Source organism: Cedecea lapagei (assembly GCF_900635955.1).
GTDB lineage: Bacteria > Pseudomonadota > Gammaproteobacteria > Enterobacterales > Enterobacteriaceae > Cedecea > Cedecea lapagei.
In genome coordinates, this window is sequence record NZ_LR134201.1 from 824,949 (window position 1) to 840,301 (window position 15,353).

Sequence of the window (15,353 nt, forward strand, 5' to 3'; positions counted from 1 at the left end):
AAGAGGAAAAAACATGACGCAAGATATTGTATTGGTTACCGGCGGCACCGGGTTTATTGCCCAGCACTGCATCATCGCGCTCCTGGCAAGCGGCTATGAAGTCAGGACTACGGTGCGTTCTGCTGAACGCAAAGAGGAGGTACTCAGAAACCTGAAGGAGGGGGGCTGCGAACCGGGCGACCGCCTCACCTTTTTTGTTGCTGACCTGATGGCAGATGATGGTTGGGCTGAAGCCACCGCGGGCTGTCGTTATGTGATGCACGGCGCCTCGCCAACGCCTTCAGGTCATCACGCCACTGACGATGACTGGATCATACCCGCAGTGGACGGCAACCTGCGTGTACTACGCGCCGCGAGTTTTGCCGGCGTTAAACGTGTGGTGCTGACGTCCGCTTTTGGTGCCGTGGGCGTCGGGCACCCCGACAGCCATCGCCGCCCGTTTGATGAAACGGACTGGAGCGACATTTCCGGCAAAGTGTGGCCTTATCAGAAATCTAAAACGCTGGCGGAAAAGGCGGCCTGGGAATTTGTCGAAAAAGAGGGGCGCGGTCTTGAGCTGTCGGCCGTAAACCCCGTAGCCGTCATGGGGCCGGTGTTAGGGCCTGATTTTTCCCACTCCACTCGGCTGGTGAAAAACATGCTGGACGGGCAAAAAGGCAACCCGAACATCAACTCCTGCTTTGTGGATGTGCGCGACGTGGCCGATCTGCATCTTCTGGCTATGACGCATCCGGCGGCGAACGGCGAGCGCTTCCTCGCAAGCTCGGGCGAAAGTCTGCTGATGGTTGAGGTGGCGAAAATACTGCGGAAAAACCTCGGTGACGCTGCCAGTAAAGTCTCCACGCTGGCGCTTCCCGACTGGATGGTGCGCCTTGCCGCGCATAAAAACCCAGGCATGAAAGGCTCGCTCACCCTGCTCGGCGTGGACATGAACGTCACCAACGCCAAAGCGGTGAACCTGCTCGGCTGGGCACCGCGCTCCCCGGAGGAGGCTATTGTCGCCACCGCCGAAAGCTTTATTCGCCTGGGTTTACTGGAGAAATAAGCGCTACCCTGACCTGAGCAAAATCGCCCCCCAAACTTAATGCACTGAGCTTTTTGACGAGCTTAAAACGACTTAAGCCTCCTGCCAGTAAGGCGGAGAGCCGAACTTCTCCATAAAGAAATCGATGGCGGTGCGGGTGTTGAGTGACGCAAAGCGGCTACCGGGGTACAGCATATAGAGTGAATGGTCGGTAGCGCTGTAGGAGGGAGTGTAATCTGTCATCAGCGGGATTAACCTTTTGTCCCGCAGCAGGTCGCTGATTTGCCAGTCCGGGAACAGCACAATCCCCGCACCGTCTTCCGCCGCTTTTACCAACATTTCTGCGTTGCCGGAGATAATTTTAGGCTCCGGCGCCAGCTGTACCCGGCTTTCCCCTTTGGTGAAGTACCAGCGTTGGAGTCCCATCAGGCCGCGGTAGGCCAGCAGCCTGTGGTGGTGTAAATCCTCCGGCGTTTGCGGATAGCCGTACCGCCTGAGATAGGCCGGGCTGGCCGTCAGGTAAGCACGCTGTCGGGAAATAAAGCGCCCATGGAGCGAGCTGTCCTGCATCGGGGCAATACGCAGCAGCAGGTCCGTGCCGTCTGCCAGCGGGTCGATGTAGTTATCGGTCAGGTTTAGCTCCAGCCGCAGCGCCGGATAGCGTTCGCTGAATTCAGCAATCCACGGGGCGATATGACGTAGGCCGAAAGACACCGGCGCGTTGAAGCGAAGCACGCCGCCGGGCTGCTGGCGGCGCTCGCCAATCTGGTTTTGCGCCTGCTCAAGCTGGCTCAGCATCTCCCTGAACGCTGCGGCGTAGATAGTCCCCGCCTCGGTAGCCACCACCGCTCGCGTATTGCGGTAGAGCAGCTGAGTTTCCAGAGACTGTTCAAGCTGAAAAATGGTGCGTGAAACGGAAGAGGGCGAGAGGCTTTCCTGCCGCGCCACCTCGGAAAAGCTGCCCTCGCTGATGACCGCAAGGAAGAGGTGCATCGAGCGGGCGTTAATCTGGCTCAGATCTTTCATTTGTGCAATTTCCGCAACGGTCTTTTCGGGATTATACGGTTTTTCGCTACGGTCGGCAGCGCTAACATCCTCGCCAGCTAACTATTTGGCTTAGAACAGAGAGGATGACATGAGCAATAAAGTTTTGGCTTTTGACGAGGCGGTTCGCCAGCGTTTTTCATCGCGTGCGTTTTTGCCAACGCCGTTAAGCGAAGCGCAAATTCGTGAGGTTTTACAGGACGCGCAGTACTCACCTTCCAACTGCAACACCCAGCCATGGAACGTGCATATTGCCTCCGGGGCAACCAAAGATGCGCTGCAAAAGATGATGACTGAGAACGATATCGCGGGTAACGTCACGCCGGATTTCAGCTTCAGCTATGATGATTTCCACGGCGATTACTACGATCGCAGCCAGCGCCAGGCGAAGGTTTATTATGAGGCGCTGGGCATTGCTCGCGACGATAAAGAGAAACGCCGGGAAGCCTACCTGCGTAACTTTAACTTCTTCGGCGCGCCGCACGTCGCGTTTCTGTTTATGCCTTCCTTCGGTGATAACGTACGCGTGGCATCTGACATCGGCATGTACGGCCAGAGCTTCCTGCTGTCGCTGGCGGCTCGTGGTTTTGCCGGTATCCCGCAAACGCTGCTCGGCTTCCATGCCGATGCGACGCGTAAAATTCTTGGCGTGTCGGACGATTATCGCCTGCTGTTCGGGATCTCCTTCGGCTACGCCGATCCGAACGCGCCTTCAGCTCAGGTTCGTATGTGGCGCCAGAGCGTGGACGAGAGCGTAACGCTGCATAACTAACGGCTGAGCGGGCGCGCGCTCATCATGCCGATGGCCAGGGCCAGCAGGATCGCGGCCAGCGAAAGCGCGCTGGCGAGGTCTGGGACCTGGCCGAGAATAAGCGCCGAGCTGAGCATGGCGAATATCGGGATTAACAAAGAAAGCGGCGCCACGCGGGAAGCCGGGTATTTGTGAAGCAGGGTGTTCCAGCCCCAGTAGCAGAAGTGCGTTGTGGCATAAACCTGAAACAGCAGCGAAAGTACGGCCTGCCTGTCGATATTTTGCGCAAGCGAAGTGAAGGGTGCTGAGCCGTGCCAGGCCCATGTCACCAGTACCAGCGGCACAGGGGGAAACAGGCTGGCCCACACCACAAAAGCGAAGATCTCTTTCACGCCGGAAAGTTTGATAATGATGTTGCCGACGCTCCAGGCCAGCGCGCCGATCACCATCAGCATCAGCCCGGTGAACGTTGCACCGCTGGAACTATCCAGCAGCACGCCGAGCAGGCCCGCCGCCGCCAGAACGATGCCGTGGCGTTGAGGGCGAGTAAGGCGTTCGCCAAACAACAGGACTCCCCAGCCCAGGGTAAAAAAGGCGCTGAGCTGGATTAGCAATGCGGCGCTGCCAGGCGGTACACCAAACGCGATGCCCAGATTGATCAGCGCCCACATCGCCACGCCAAAAATCAGGCCATAGGCCGCTATCCAGCGCAGAGCTACCGTAGGGCGTCTGATAAAGAAAACCCACGGCAGGGCGGCAAGCGTAAAACGCATGGCGGTTAATAACAGTGGATCGATATGGGCCAGCCCAAGCCGGGTGAGAGGAAAGTTAATTCCCCAGGCGGCGGTGACGGCCAGGGCGAGAAAAAGGTGTTTGCGCTGCATGTCTGTGTCCGATGAAAAGTGTCGCCGTGACTGTATCGCTTACCGGATTGGCCTGCTTTTATTAATGGGTCAATTATTGGTAAAATTGGGCCATGCAAAATGACAGCGCAGCAGTTTATCTGGATTCGCCCCAGTCGGTCATCGTCACTGAAAAGCACTTCGCCGATGGGGAGTTTTTCCCGCAGCACCGCCACGATCGCGGGCAGTTTGCCTATGCGGCAAGCGGCGTTATCTCGGTTGAAACCCCGGCCGGAAACTGGGCGGTGCCGCCGCAATGCGCCATTTGGGTGCCGGGTGGTTTGGTCCACGCGATGCAAATGCGCGGGCCGGTCATCATGCTTAACGGCTACATCAGTGACGCCGCTGTGCACCGGCTTGGATTACCGCAGAAAAGTCAGGTTTTTGGCGTATCAACACTACTGCGTGAGCTGCTTGTACAGGCGGTGGCCCTGGCTGATGTCTCCCAACCTGAAGGGCGAGGCCAAAGCCTGCTTGATTTGCTGCTCTATGAAATTTCCTCGATGCCTGTGCTTTCTCTCAATGTTCCGCTGCCCGATGAACCCCGCCTGCAGGTCGCCTGTAGGGCCTTCTTGCTGGCACCTTCGCTGGAAACGTCAGTCAACGATATGGCGCTGCGCGTGGGCATGAGCCGCAGAACATTTACCCGCCAGTTCAGGCTGCATACAGGCATCAGTTTTGTGACATGGCGGCAGCAGGCCTGCTTGCTGGCGGCGATAGGTCGGTTAGGTGAAGGGGAGGCGATAACGCGCGTCGCGTTGGATCTGGGCTACAGCAGTCCAGGTGCTTTTTCTGGGGTGTTTAAAAAAGCGTTGGGGAAAACGCCGGGGCGATATTTTGCTGAAAAACCGGCAGATTGAGGCAATAAAAAAGCCGCTTTCGCGGCTTTTCTACAGAGAAGGCTAATTATTCGCTGACTTTTTTCTTCAGGTCAGCAGCGCCTTCTTTTGGTTTTATTCCACCCTTTTTCAGCGCCTTCTTTGGTTGCGTCCCAACCTTTTTCGGTGCCTTCTTTGGTTTTATGCCAGGCCTTTTGAGAGCCTTCACTTATCTTGCTACCCGTGCTGTCGCTCTTACCTTCAGCGGCGTGTTTGGACTTGAGCTTCAGCTCTTCGCCCTTGTTTTCAGCCTCGTGCAGTTTCTCTTTGGCGGTGTTAGCGCCTTCGTGCGCTGCAGCGACAGTCTCATCGGTTGCATGTGTGGTAGTCGCGGCAAAAACAGGAGCAGCCAGCAGAATTGCAGATAATGCGATGATCGTTTTTTTCATAATATCCTCTACAAACGTTATCAGTCCTTGTGACCGTAAATAAGCCTGGCACAGCGAAGCGGAAGTTGCCTTAGGTAATATTCCTAAATGAATCAGGGCATTCACCACGGGTGGATATATTCTGCTGAATAATCCACCCGGTCTCAGGCTTAAGGATGGCGAATAAAGCGTCCGATACGCTGTCTGAGCAGGCGATTCTCCTGACGCAGCATCTCATTCTCCTCCAGCAGCGTGAGCGCTACGGCGATGCCCGGCCAGTCCAGCTCTAATTCTCGTCTCAGGCGCAATGCCCGCTGCGCGACGTTGAGCGCGTGGTCGTCAAACTGCCACGGTCTGACCTCAAAATCGTAAGGCTCGACGACGCCCAGGCCGACGATCTCATTGAGTTCATCCTCCTGAATGCCGGTGTGCAGACAAAACTCGGTAATGGTAAAAGTGACGGTAACGTTAGCCATTATTTTTTCCCCCAATCTTTGCGCGGATTGAACGCCGACTGGGCGTCTGCCAGCTGCTGCCAGAGCGCCGCAGCGCCTTCGTCCGGCTTAGGCGGCATCACGATTTTAATCACCGCAAACAGGTCGCCGGTGTGCTGTTTACTGACCAGCCCTTTGCCCTTGATGCGCAGCTTCTGCCCTGCCTGGCTGCCCGCAGGGATAGTCATCAGGATGCTGTCTTTGAGCGTGGGGATCTCGACTTTAGCGCCCAGCGCAGCTTCCCATGGTGCGAGCGGCACCACGACCTCCAGATTGTGGCCGACGATGTCGAACAGCGGGTGCGGCGCGATATGGATAATCAGCCACAGGTCGCCGTTTGGCCCGCCGTTTTCACCCGGCGTGCCCTGGCCTTTAAGGCGGATGCGCTGCCCGTCGCCAACGCCAGCCGGGATTTTCACGTTCAGCGTTTTTGGGATTTCCTGCTCGACGATGCCAAACACGTTGTAAACCGGCAGCTTGTAGCTGATGGTGCGGCTGTGTTCGGCCAGCGTTTCTTCGAGGAAGACCGCCACTTCGATTTCTACATCGTGGCCGCGCGCGGCCTGCGGCCTGCGCGACTGCCGGGCCTGCTGGCCAAAAATAGAGGAGAAGATATCGTCGAAGTCCTGGGCGTTGTAGCTCTTCTCGCCGCCCTGGTGGAACTGCTGATTAAACTGCGGGTCGTTGCGGTGCTGCCACATCTGGTCGTATTCGGCGCGGCGCTGCTCGTCGCTCAGTACTTCCCAGGCTTCCGCCACTTCCTTGAAGCGGGCTTCCGCGTCGGGCTCTTTGCTGACGTCGGGGTGATATTTGCGCGCCAGGCGGCGGTAGGCGGTTTTGATGGTTTTGAGTTCGTCCGTCGGTTTCACGCCCATGATGGCGTAATAATCCTTTAATTCCATATCGTTATCTCGCATAAATCGGTACATGCAGAACAGAACGTGCGGAAGGTGTCCGTCGATAAGTATAGGTCCGTTGCGGGAAGGTGGGGCGGTGAGGGTGGGATTTTTCAGGACGATGATCTGGCCAGAATTTATGACACATTAATCCCCGGGCGCTGTTGAAAATTTATCCCGACAGGGATATTGTTCACGTACGGTTCTTTTCCGTACATCCACAGGCGGCTAGCCTTATGTTGTTCATTGATTTTATCGTACTGCTGACACCTGCGGCAGTACGGGAGTAAATACAGGATGTCAGCTTTAAAAAAACAGCGCATCGACCTCAGATTGAGTGACGACGATAAAAGCATGATCGAAGAGGCGGCGGCCATGTCCAACCAGACGATCACTCAGTTTATGATTGCCTGTGCGTCGGCGCGCGCTGCGGAGGTGATCGAACAACATCGCCGCCTGGTGCTGAATGAAGCATCGTGGAATCGTGTGATGGATGCCATCAGCAACCCGCCTGAACCGGATGACAGGCTAAAACGTGCAGCAAGGTGTCTGAAAGACATGGAGTGAGCCGTGGCCGACCTGACTATTGAATTGTTTTCAGCAGACACTGCGTATGATTTTTGCGGCTTTGACTGCGGAGATACTTGTCTGAATGCTTTTCTCGCCGAACACTTTATTCGCCAGCATAATGGCCGTTTTTTACGCGGCTATCTTCTTGTGACAAAGGACGCCAATCCTAAAGTTCTGGGTTACTACACTTTATCCGGCAGCTGTTTTGAAAAAGAGACGCTGCCGTCGAACAGCCAAAAACGAAAAATCCCTTATGCCAACGTGCCGAGCGTGACGCTGGGGCGGCTGGCCATTCACAAAGATCTGCAGGGCCAGGAATGGGGCTCAACGCTTGTGGCTCACGCGATGAAGGTGGTTTATTTAGCGTCTCAGGCGGTAGGCGTTCATGGCATTTTTGTCGATGCGATCAACGATAATGCGAAGCGCTTTTATCAAAAGTTAGGCTTTATTACGCTGGTGGGGAAAAACGCTAATTCGCTTTTTTACCCGACCCGCTCGATTGAGACGTTATTTGAGCATCAATAATCGATCTATTTGATCGCCCGCCGTTTTCAGACTTCCTGAATTGAAAATCAGTTCACTTCCTTCTATGGTCAGAGAGCATAAAATCGCCTAAAAGCATCGCCTCAGGCTGCGATGGGCTATTTTCTGACTCAACTTCTGGCGTGATTAAATAACAAAAATAAGGATACTTACCGTTGAATCGTTACTCCATTGCTGTTCTGGCTTCGACCTGCCTGCTGGCCGCCTGTGCTGGCCCGCAGTCGGCAAAAACATCGCAGATTAAAGATCTTACCGCGCCGCAGACCATCGCTTTTGCGGGCAAAACCTACGGGCAGTCCTTCACCCGAACTACGCCGCAGCAGGCGGTGTGGGAATACACCACCGACGGTGAAAAAGCGGAAAACTGGCAGTGGACCCGGCTAATTACGCTGAACCAGATCAAGATTAACGCGCCGCTGGACAGTTGGATGCAGGCGACGGCGCTTGAGCTAAACCGGACGGTGCCGAAACCGCATTACGATGTGGCGCGAAAAGGGGATATTGCAGAAGTTCGTATTATCTACCTGCCGAAGCCGGGCGATGCAAAACAAAGCGGCTATGAGTCTGACGTGTGGCTTGCTCGCGAGGCCTGCGGCGGTATCGTTAATCTGCAGTTTGCCCGCCAGTATGCCGCAGACGCTAACGTTGCTGAAAACGACATGGTGAAGCGCATCAAGGCGGATAACGATGCGGACATGGCCGCGCTGCAGGCGCTGAACTGGAAACCGGAATGCCGCTAAATATTTCCCCCGGGCTAAACAGCCCTGGGGGTTTTATTAAACGTCAGCTACACGGCTTATTACTCTGTCCGGCAACCCCTTGAATTAATTTACCGGCCTGCCAGAATTTGTTTTTTGAATAGTTCAGTTACGTAACTGGTTGAAAATGAGCTTCTGGGTATTTTGATCTCCATCCCAGGTAAAGCTCAGATTGCTTCAAAAAAAACGTCACATTTGGTATATTGTTGCTCATTGATTATTCACCTCAGCGGTGCCAAAAAGAACAAGATTCACCGCAGCCCAGGAAAATAAAATGTTAGATTACCGCTTCCCGACAGCTTTGCAGATGGTTCTCAGCGTAGCGATGGCGGAGCAAATGGGTGAACGTTCGACCAGCGCAATCCTCGCCTATGGCCTGGAAGCTAACCCGAGCTTTATCCGTAAACTGATGGTCCCCCTCACGCGCGACGGCATTATCGTCTCGACGCTGGGGCGCAACGGCTCCATCCACCTTGGCCGCCCGGCCGAAGACATTACCCTGCGCGATATCTACCTGTCGGTGATTGAAGACAAAAAGATTTGGGCTTCTCGCCCGGATGTGCCCGCTCGCTGCGTGGTGAGCGCCAACGCCTGCTGGTACTTTAAAACGATTGCAGAGGAAGCCGAAGAGGCTTCGCTGGCGGTGCTGGCTCGTCATACCGTGGCAAGCGCGCTGGAGAAGGTAAAAAAGAGTGACACCAGCGGCTGCCAGCCGGTACCCGAGTTTGAAGCGCTGTGTAAAAAAGGCCACTAAGCCCCGCAATCCCCTTCCGCAGAAATAAAAAAACCGCCACTTTGAAAGGCGGTTTTTTGTTGGGCTAATCGGGCGGCTTTTACACCGCCCTTATTATCTGGCTCACGCCTCGATAGTTTTTGCCTGTGCTTTGCCGCGCGTGACGAGCTTGCGCAGCGTGACGTAAAACACCGGCGTAAGGAACAGACCGAACAGCGTCACCCCTAACATCCCCGAGAACACCGTTACCCCGGTCACGCCGCGCACTTCCGCGCCAGCACCGTGGCCCAGAATCAGCGGGATAGTCCCGGCGATAAAGGCGATGGAGGTCATCACGATAGGGCGCAGACGCAGGCGGCAGGCTTCTAGTGCCGACTCCATAATCCCTTTGCCCTGCATCTCCAGCTCGCGGGCGAACTCGACGATCAGGATGGCGTTCTTACAGGCCAGGCCCATCAGCACCACCAGCCCGACCTGCACGAAGACGTTGTTATCTCCGCCGGTCAGCCAGACGCCGAACAACGCGGACAGCAGGGTCATCGGCACAATCAGGATCACCGCCAGCGGCAGCGTCCAGCTCTCATACAGCGCAGCCAGCACAAGGAACGCCAGCAGCACCGCCACCGGGAAGACGATCATCGCGGTGTTGCCCTGGGTGGCCTGCTGGTAGCTCAGATCCGTCCATTCAATGTTCATCCCGTTCGGCAGCACCTGGCCGGACATCGCGGCCAGTTTGCTCATCGCCTGAGCGGAAGAGAGCACGCGTGGGTCGGCATCCCCGATGAGATCCGCCGCCGGGTAGCCGTTGTAGCGGATCACCGGATCCGGCCCGTAGGTGGTGGTGATCTTCACCATACTGCCGATCGGCACCATTTCTCCCTTGTTGTTACGGGTACGCAGATTACCGATGTCTTCTATGCTGTCGCGGAACTGTCCGTCGGCCTGGGCCATCACGCGCCAGGTGCGGCCGAACTCGTTGAAGTCGTTCACATAGGAGGATCCCAGATAGGTCTGCAGCGTCCCGAACAGATCGGTCAGCGAAACGCCCTGAGCTTTGGCTTTGTCGCGATCCACCTGCACATCCAGCTGCGGCACGTTCGCCTGGTAGGTGGAGATCGGGAAGTGCATCCCCGGCGTTTGCATGATCGAGCCGGACATGGTGTTCACTGCCGTCTGCAGCGCACCGTAGCCTAAGCCCGCCCGGTCCTGAATATACAGCGAGTAGCCGGAGCCCTGGCCCAGCCCCAGAATTGGCGGCGGCAGGATCGAGAAGCCGAAGCCTTCCTGGATCTGCGAGATTTTGGCGTTGATCTCGGCGTTAATTTCCGCCGCGGTATGTTTACGCTGGTCGAACGGCTTCAGGCCGAAGAACACCGTGCCGGTATTCGGCGTGTTGGTGAACTGCAGCGCGTTGAGGCCTGGGAACGCCACGGCGTAATCCACGCCTTCGGTATTCATGCCGATTTCGCTCATCTTGCGGATCACCGCGTCGGTGCGCTCCAGCGAAGAGCCTTCCGGCATCTTCACGCCGCCGATCAGGTAGAGCTTATCCTGAGTGGGAATAAACCCGCCCGGCACGGTTTTGAACATCACTCCAGCCGCGCACAGCAGCAGCACGTACACCGCAAATACCGCACCACGGCGGCCAAGGGTTTTACTCACCAGACCCTGGTAGCCCTCTGAGCTGCGGTGGAAGAAGCGGTTGAACGGGCGGAACAGCCAGCCAAACAGGCGATCGATCAGCCGGGTAGGCATGTCCTTCGGCGCACCGTGCGGCTTCAGCAGCAGGGCCGCCAGCGCCGGGGAGAGCGTCAGGGAGTTTATCGCCGAGATCACCGTTGAAATGGCGATGGTCACCGCAAACTGCTTGTAGAACTGCCCGGTCACGCCGGAAAGGAACGCCATCGGCACGAACACCGCGCACAGCACCAGGGCGATAGCGATAATCGGCCCGGACACCTCGCGCATGGCCTGATGCGCCGCCTGCAGCGGGGCAAGCCCTTCCTCAATGTTACGCTCGACGTTCTCCACCACCACGATGGCGTCGTCCACCACGATGCCGATGGCGAGCACCAGCCCGAACAAACTCAGCGTGTTAAGCGAGAAGCCCAGCAGATAAAGAATACTGAACGTTCCCACCACCGAAACCGGGACGGCAATCAGCGGGATAATCGATGCGCGCCAGGTTTGCAGGAACAAAATAACAACCAGCACAACCAGCACCACCGCTTCCAGCAGGGTTTGCACTACCGCACGAATGGAGTCGCGCACGAAAACGGTCGGGTCATAAGGCGCGGCCCACTTCATGTCTTCCGGGAAGCGCGTGGACAGCTCGGCCATCTTGGCGCGCACGGCGTTAGAAAGGTCGATGGCGTTGGCGCCAGGCGCCTGGAAGATACCGATCCCAACCGCGTCTTTGTTGTTCAGCTGGGAGCGCAGGGCATAGCTGCCTGAGCCAAGCTCAATGCGAGCCACGTCGCGCAGGCGAACCAGCGAGCCGTCCGGCGAAGTTTTCAGGATGATGTTGCCGAACTCTTCTTCGCTGTGCAGGCGGCCCTGGGCGTTAATGGAGATCAGGAAGTCGCTCGCTTTCGGCAGCGGCTCTGCGCCGAGCTGGCCGGCGGAGACCTGCACGTTCTGCTCCTGCATCGCGGTAACCACGTCGGAGGCCGTCAGGCCACGTGCCGCCACTTTGTTCGGATCTAACCACACACGCATGGCGTATTCGCCGGAGCCGAAGATTTGGATCTGCCCTACGCCCGGTAGGCGCGCCAGCTCGTCTTTCACCTTCAGCGTGGCGTAGTTACGCATGTACAGCGAGTCGTACTTGCCGTTCGGCGAGAACAGATGAACCACCAGGGTTAAGGTCGGCGACTGCTTCTGGGTGGTGATGCCCAGACGGCGAACGTCTTCCGGCAGGCGAGCCTCTGCCTGAGAAACACGGTTCTGCACCTGAACCTGCGCCTGGTCCGGATCGGTACCCGGACGGAAGGTCACGGTCGTCACCAGCACGCCATCGGAGCCGGCTACCGATTTCATATACATCATGTTTTCGACGCCGTTGATCGCTTCTTCCAGCGGCGTAGCCACGGTTTCAGCGATCACCTTCGGGTTGGCGCCAGGGTATTCCGCACGTACCTGCACGCTTGGCGGTACGACGTCCGGGTATTCACTGATCGGCAGCAGCGGGATCGCGATAAGCCCCGTAATAAAGATCAGAATCGACAGCACCGCGGCAAAAATCGGCCTGTCGATAAAAAAGCGGGAAAAGTCCATGCGTCGGATTCTCTGGTAAGGGATCAGTTAACGGCAGCGCTGGCGGCGGCCATGGCGACAGGTTTGGCGTTCACCGGCATCCCCGGCATAAACACTTTCTGCAGCCCGTCGACGATGACTTTATCGCCAGGGTTCAGACCCTGCTGCACGATGCGCAGCCCGGCGGCCAGCCGGCCCGGCGTGATGTCGCGGCGCTGTGCCTTGCCGTCTTTATCGACGATGTAGACGTATTTTCTGTCCTGGTCGGTCAGTACCGCTTTGTCGTTAATCAGCAGAGCCTGGAACTCGGCGCTGCCCGGCAGGCGAACGCGGGCGAACAGCCCCGGCGTGAACTGACGCTCGGAATTATCCAGCAGGGCGCGCATGCGGATGGTGCCGGTGCTGGCGGTCAGCTGGTTATCGAGGAAGTCCACTTTGCCCTGATGCGGGTAACCCTCTTCGCCGGACAGGCCAATCTCCACCGGCAATGCCTGATGGTTGCTGGAAGCGCCCTGGCCGCTGCGGGCGAGGTTCTGGTAGTGAAGATAGGTGGATTCATCCACGTCAAAGTAGGCGTAGACCGTCTTCTGGGAGACCACGGTGGTGAGCACGCTGGCGCTGTCGCCCGCCGTCACCAGGTTGCCGCTGGTAATCAACGCGCGGCTGGCGCGACCGTCGATGGGGGCGGTGACTTTGGTGAAGTCGAGGTTAAGCTGGGCCGCGTCAACTGCCGCCTGCGCCGCACGAATATCGGCGTCGGCCTGGGTTGCTGCGGAGCGGCGCTGCTCCCACTCTTCGCGGGAAATCACATTGGAGCCGATCAGCTTGTCGGTGCGGCTGGCTTCGCTGCGGGCGAGGCTGGCCTGGGTTTTGGCTCTCATCAACGCCGCCTGCGCCTGCTCCAGCGCGGCGCGGTAGGTTCTGTCGTCGATGGTGAACAGCACTTCGCCTTTCTTCACTTCCTGGCCGTCGGTGTAGTTCACTTTGTCGATGTAGCCGGAGACGCGGGGGCGAAGCTGAACGCTTTCCACCGCTTCGATGCGGCCGTTGAAACTATCCCACTGGCTAACGGGTTTGACCACCACGTCGGCGACGCTGACGGCAGGCGCCTGCGGCACGGCGTTTTGTGCGACTCCCTGGTCGCATCCGGCGAGCAGAGCGGCAAGCAGTACCGGCCCCAGCACGCGCAGATGAAGGCTAACCCAATGTTTTTGCAGGCTCATTATTCTTATTCCGATAGTTGAAGTCGGCCGGGCAAGACGCAGCGGAGGATGCCGCGCCATTTCCTTTGTCCGGGCTGACCTGAGGCCATTTGTGTCGCTCATCGGCACAAAATGTGTATCAATTACGAATACAGTATCGCGGCGATTGTAGGAAGGCGTAGAACTAAGTGCAAGAATAATTGTTGCACTTTATGTGCTATTTACGCTCCGGCGAAAAGGCCCATTTGTAACGAGGATTTAATGTAACAATAAAACTTGCAATTTTGGTAAAGGCAGGTCAAATTTAAATGCAACTGATAAAGATGCTTTTAAAAACCCGCAGGGGAGAGAGACAATGAGCACCGATGCCTTTATGCATGATTTACTCGACTGGATAGACAATCACCTGGATAGCCGCCTCGACATCAACACCGTTTCCGAGCGGGCAGGGTACTCGAAGTGGCACCTGCAGCGGATCTTCAAGCAGCACACCGGCTACAACCTGGGCGAGTACATCCGTGCGCAGAAGCTGAAGAAATCCGCCGAGCGCCTGAGCCGCACCGAAGAGCCGATTCTGAACGTGGCGATCTCCCTGGGCTTTGACTCCCAGCAGTCTTTCAACCGCAGCTTTAAGCGCCAGTACGGCATTGCGCCGGGCGTGTGGCGCCGCCAGCTGGCTCATACCGGGAACCGCTATGGGGCCTGAGGTTTTCTCCGCGCGGGAAACCCGCTTTATGCTTTTGCCTTTACCCGACGATAAACCCCGGCAATGAAACCGGGGTTTACGTCATTTGCTAGACTCCGCGCGGCTTCGGCGCGACAACGTCCTCAATAAACGCTTTGACCTGCTTCTGCCTGCGGGCGGAAAACTTACACACCTTGCGCAGCGTCTGCATGATCTCCGGCTCTTCCACCGGCTGCGGCGGTTCCTTTGCCGTTAATATCAGGCAGCCCGGCAGAACCCGCACCTCCACGCTCGTGCCCGTATCAAAACCCGCTTCCGCAAGCCAGAACCCATTCAACGTAATGGCGGGTGAAGGCTGGAATTTTTTCGAATCCCGAATGTAGCCCACAGTATAAGTCCTTGTTGTTGTGGGGATGTGCTTCTCTGGCTTACTATGCTCATCAGTCATGATCAACTCTCCTTCAGTTGGTTGTGATTAGCGGTTAGGGCGGGTTGCCGCCTGCCTTAATCGCGCTTCTTTTGGCTTCTCTTCTTTACTGCTTCTTGCTGCTGTTTATAGCTGCTTACTTTATGCGGGTATTATATCTTGTGGGCTGGTTTTGCTGGGAAATCGGTGGGATAAATGGAATGCGGCTCCCAAAAAATGGTAGGGGGAAAATATCTTTTATTCACTTACTATTTCTTCTCTTCGGCCCTTGTTAATCATTGATAAAAACAGGTGCATTCTTGGTTAATTTGTCGCTAACAGATCTGGATATTTACCCCGCTTCCCCCGATGATGCGCAGATGCTGGCTGATATACGCGTTGAGTCAATGCGGCCCAGCCTGGAAGCGCTGAACAGGTTTGATCCCGTCAGAGCGCGAGATCGTTTTCTCTCTACATTCGAGGAAAATGATACCTTCATCCTTTCCCTGGGGAATGATATTGCGGGTTTCTACGTGCTCAGAACCTACCCTGAATATTTCTATCTGGATCACTTCTACATTAAAAACCAATTTCAGGGGAAAGGAATCGGAAGCCTTGTGATGAAAGACCTGCAGGCACAGGCCAGCGCTTCGGCGAAGCCCATCCGATTGATAGCCCTAAAAGAAAGCCCAGCTAATGCATTTTATCTCTCTCAGGGTTTTGTTTTTGAGCGTGAGGAGGGGGTTGATAGGCATTATTTTTGGGGGCAGGAAGGTCTCTAGAAGTGGATGGTTCGTTTTACAGGGATACTTACAATACGAGCGCGCGCAAACTTTTATTTGTA

16 protein-coding genes and 1 pseudogene are annotated in these 15,353 nt (G+C 56.5%); 9 read left to right on the forward strand and 8 right to left on the reverse strand.

Annotated features, from left to right (window positions below; all coding sequences use genetic code 11):
* Nucleotides 1–13 precede the first annotated feature (13 nt).
* Nucleotides 14–1,045 (forward strand): SDR family oxidoreductase, encoded by a 1,032-nt coding sequence (locus EL098_RS04150; protein WP_126355010.1) that lies wholly within the window; start codon nucleotides 14–16, stop codon nucleotides 1,043–1,045.
* Nucleotides 1,046–1,117: 72 nt separating this feature from the next.
* Here EL098_RS04150 and EL098_RS04155 read toward each other — a convergent pair whose 3' ends face one another.
* On the reverse strand, nucleotides 1,118–2,050 hold the full coding sequence (locus EL098_RS04155) for a LysR family transcriptional regulator (RefSeq protein WP_126355012.1): 933 nt from the start codon (nucleotides 2,048–2,050) through the stop codon (nucleotides 1,118–1,120).
* Nucleotides 2,051–2,159: 109 nt separating this feature from the next.
* Here EL098_RS04155 and EL098_RS04160 point away from each other — a divergent pair, with 109 nt between their 5' ends.
* Nucleotides 2,160–2,840 carry a nitroreductase gene (locus EL098_RS04160; protein ID WP_126355014.1) on the forward strand — a complete coding sequence of 227 codons (681 nt, stop codon included), beginning with the start codon at nucleotides 2,160–2,162 and terminating at the stop codon, nucleotides 2,838–2,840.
* Here EL098_RS04160 and EL098_RS04165 read toward each other — a convergent pair.
* Nucleotides 2,837–3,703, reverse strand: coding sequence for an EamA family transporter (locus EL098_RS04165; RefSeq protein WP_126355016.1), 867 nt, complete (start codon nucleotides 3,701–3,703; stop codon nucleotides 2,837–2,839). The genes EL098_RS04160 and EL098_RS04165 overlap by 4 nt on opposite strands.
* 92 nt (nucleotides 3,704–3,795) lie before the next feature.
* Between EL098_RS04165 and EL098_RS04170 the strand changes: the two genes are divergently transcribed.
* Nucleotides 3,796–4,581 (forward strand): AraC family transcriptional regulator, encoded by a 786-nt coding sequence (locus EL098_RS04170; protein WP_126355018.1) that lies wholly within the window; start codon nucleotides 3,796–3,798, stop codon nucleotides 4,579–4,581.
* Nucleotides 4,582–4,627: 46 nt separating this feature from the next.
* On the opposite strand, the pseudogene EL098_RS04175 reads toward EL098_RS04170, so the two are convergent.
* The 3 genes and pseudogenes from EL098_RS04175 to cbpA form a co-directional block, all read right to left on the reverse strand.
* Nucleotides 4,628–4,988 (reverse strand): annotated as a pseudogene (locus EL098_RS04175) (hypothetical protein).
* A 149-nt stretch (nucleotides 4,989–5,137) separates the two neighbouring features.
* Nucleotides 5,138–5,443 carry a chaperone modulator CbpM gene (gene cbpM, locus EL098_RS04180; protein ID WP_126355022.1) on the reverse strand — a complete coding sequence of 102 codons (306 nt, stop codon included), beginning with the start codon at nucleotides 5,441–5,443 and terminating at the stop codon, nucleotides 5,138–5,140.
* Nucleotides 5,443–6,363 (reverse strand): curved DNA-binding protein, encoded by a 921-nt coding sequence (gene cbpA / locus EL098_RS04185; protein ID WP_126355023.1) that lies wholly within the window; start codon nucleotides 6,361–6,363, stop codon nucleotides 5,443–5,445. The genes cbpM and cbpA overlap by 1 nt, the downstream gene beginning before the upstream one ends.
* Before the next feature lie 291 nt (nucleotides 6,364–6,654).
* Between cbpA and EL098_RS04190 the strand changes: the two genes are divergently transcribed.
* The 4 genes from EL098_RS04190 (at nucleotide 6,655) to EL098_RS04205 (ending at nucleotide 8,982) form a co-directional block, all read left to right on the forward strand.
* Nucleotides 6,655–6,924 (forward strand): type II toxin-antitoxin system TacA family antitoxin, encoded by a 270-nt coding sequence (locus EL098_RS04190; protein WP_126355025.1) that lies wholly within the window; start codon nucleotides 6,655–6,657, stop codon nucleotides 6,922–6,924.
* A 3-nt stretch (nucleotides 6,925–6,927) separates the two neighbouring features.
* Nucleotides 6,928–7,452 (forward strand): GNAT family N-acetyltransferase, encoded by a 525-nt coding sequence (locus EL098_RS04195; RefSeq protein ID WP_126355027.1) that lies wholly within the window; start codon nucleotides 6,928–6,930, stop codon nucleotides 7,450–7,452.
* A gap of 173 nt (nucleotides 7,453–7,625) precedes the next feature.
* Nucleotides 7,626–8,210: a hypothetical protein gene (locus EL098_RS04200; RefSeq protein WP_126355029.1), complete on the forward strand. Its 585-nt coding sequence runs from the start codon at nucleotides 7,626–7,628 to the stop codon at nucleotides 8,208–8,210.
* Nucleotides 8,211–8,502: 292 nt separating this feature from the next.
* Nucleotides 8,503–8,982 carry an RrF2 family transcriptional regulator gene (locus EL098_RS04205; protein WP_126355031.1) on the forward strand — a complete coding sequence of 160 codons (480 nt, stop codon included), beginning with the start codon at nucleotides 8,503–8,505 and terminating at the stop codon, nucleotides 8,980–8,982.
* A 102-nt stretch (nucleotides 8,983–9,084) separates the two neighbouring features.
* Here EL098_RS04205 and oqxB read toward each other — a convergent pair whose 3' ends face one another.
* Nucleotides 9,085–12,237, reverse strand: a complete 3,153-nt coding sequence (gene oqxB / locus EL098_RS04210) for a multidrug efflux RND transporter permease subunit OqxB (RefSeq protein ID WP_126355033.1) — start codon at nucleotides 12,235–12,237, stop codon at nucleotides 9,085–9,087.
* Nucleotides 12,238–12,260: 23 nt separating this feature from the next.
* A complete protein-coding gene (locus EL098_RS04215; protein ID WP_126355035.1) occupies nucleotides 12,261–13,439 on the reverse strand; it encodes an efflux RND transporter periplasmic adaptor subunit in 1,179 nt (392 codons plus the stop codon).
* Between the two features lie 334 nt (nucleotides 13,440–13,773).
* On the opposite strand from EL098_RS04215, the gene EL098_RS04220 reads away from it, so the two are divergent.
* Entirely contained in the window at nucleotides 13,774–14,124 is a 351-nt protein-coding gene (locus EL098_RS04220) for a helix-turn-helix domain-containing protein (RefSeq protein ID WP_126355037.1), read from the forward strand.
* A gap of 88 nt (nucleotides 14,125–14,212) precedes the next feature.
* On the opposite strand, the gene EL098_RS04225 is transcribed toward EL098_RS04220, so the two are convergent.
* On the reverse strand, nucleotides 14,213–14,551 hold the full coding sequence (locus tag EL098_RS04225; RefSeq protein ID WP_126355039.1) for a SymE family type I addiction module toxin: 339 nt from the start codon (nucleotides 14,549–14,551) through the stop codon (nucleotides 14,213–14,215).
* A 278-nt stretch (nucleotides 14,552–14,829) separates the two neighbouring features.
* Here EL098_RS04225 and EL098_RS04230 point away from each other — a divergent pair, with 278 nt between their 5' ends.
* Complete coding sequence (locus tag EL098_RS04230; RefSeq protein WP_232012316.1) at nucleotides 14,830–15,291, forward strand: GNAT family N-acetyltransferase; 462 nt, start codon at nucleotides 14,830–14,832, stop codon at nucleotides 15,289–15,291.
* The last annotated feature ends 62 nt before the right edge of the window (nucleotides 15,292–15,353 follow it).

What these genes read in the sequence shown, in the direction of transcription:
- EL098_RS04150 (WP_126355010.1), top strand. Translation starts at nt 14, where the DNA reads ATGACGCAAGATATTGTATTGGTTACCGGCGGCACCGGGTTTATTGCC.
- EL098_RS04155 (WP_126355012.1), bottom strand. Translation starts at nt 2,050, where the DNA reads ATGAAAGATCTGAGCCAGATTAACGCCCGCTCGATGCACCTCTTCCTT.
- EL098_RS04160 (WP_126355014.1), top strand. Translation starts at nt 2,160, where the DNA reads ATGAGCAATAAAGTTTTGGCTTTTGACGAGGCGGTTCGCCAGCGTTTT.
- EL098_RS04165 (WP_126355016.1), bottom strand. Translation starts at nt 3,703, where the DNA reads ATGCAGCGCAAACACCTTTTTCTCGCCCTGGCCGTCACCGCCGCCTGG.
- EL098_RS04170 (WP_126355018.1), top strand. Translation starts at nt 3,796, where the DNA reads ATGCAAAATGACAGCGCAGCAGTTTATCTGGATTCGCCCCAGTCGGTC.
- cbpM (WP_126355022.1), bottom strand. Translation starts at nt 5,443, where the DNA reads ATGGCTAACGTTACCGTCACTTTTACCATTACCGAGTTTTGTCTGCAC.
- cbpA (WP_126355023.1), bottom strand. Translation starts at nt 6,363, where the DNA reads ATGGAATTAAAGGATTATTACGCCATCATGGGCGTGAAACCGACGGAC.
- EL098_RS04190 (WP_126355025.1), top strand. Translation starts at nt 6,655, where the DNA reads ATGTCAGCTTTAAAAAAACAGCGCATCGACCTCAGATTGAGTGACGAC.
- EL098_RS04205 (WP_126355031.1), top strand. Translation starts at nt 8,503, where the DNA reads ATGTTAGATTACCGCTTCCCGACAGCTTTGCAGATGGTTCTCAGCGTA.
- oqxB (WP_126355033.1), bottom strand. Translation starts at nt 12,237, where the DNA reads ATGGACTTTTCCCGCTTTTTTATCGACAGGCCGATTTTTGCCGCGGTG.
- EL098_RS04215 (WP_126355035.1), bottom strand. Translation starts at nt 13,439, where the DNA reads ATGAGCCTGCAAAAACATTGGGTTAGCCTTCATCTGCGCGTGCTGGGG.
- EL098_RS04220 (WP_126355037.1), top strand. Translation starts at nt 13,774, where the DNA reads ATGAGCACCGATGCCTTTATGCATGATTTACTCGACTGGATAGACAAT.
- EL098_RS04225 (WP_126355039.1), bottom strand. Translation starts at nt 14,551, where the DNA reads ATGACTGATGAGCATAGTAAGCCAGAGAAGCACATCCCCACAACAACA.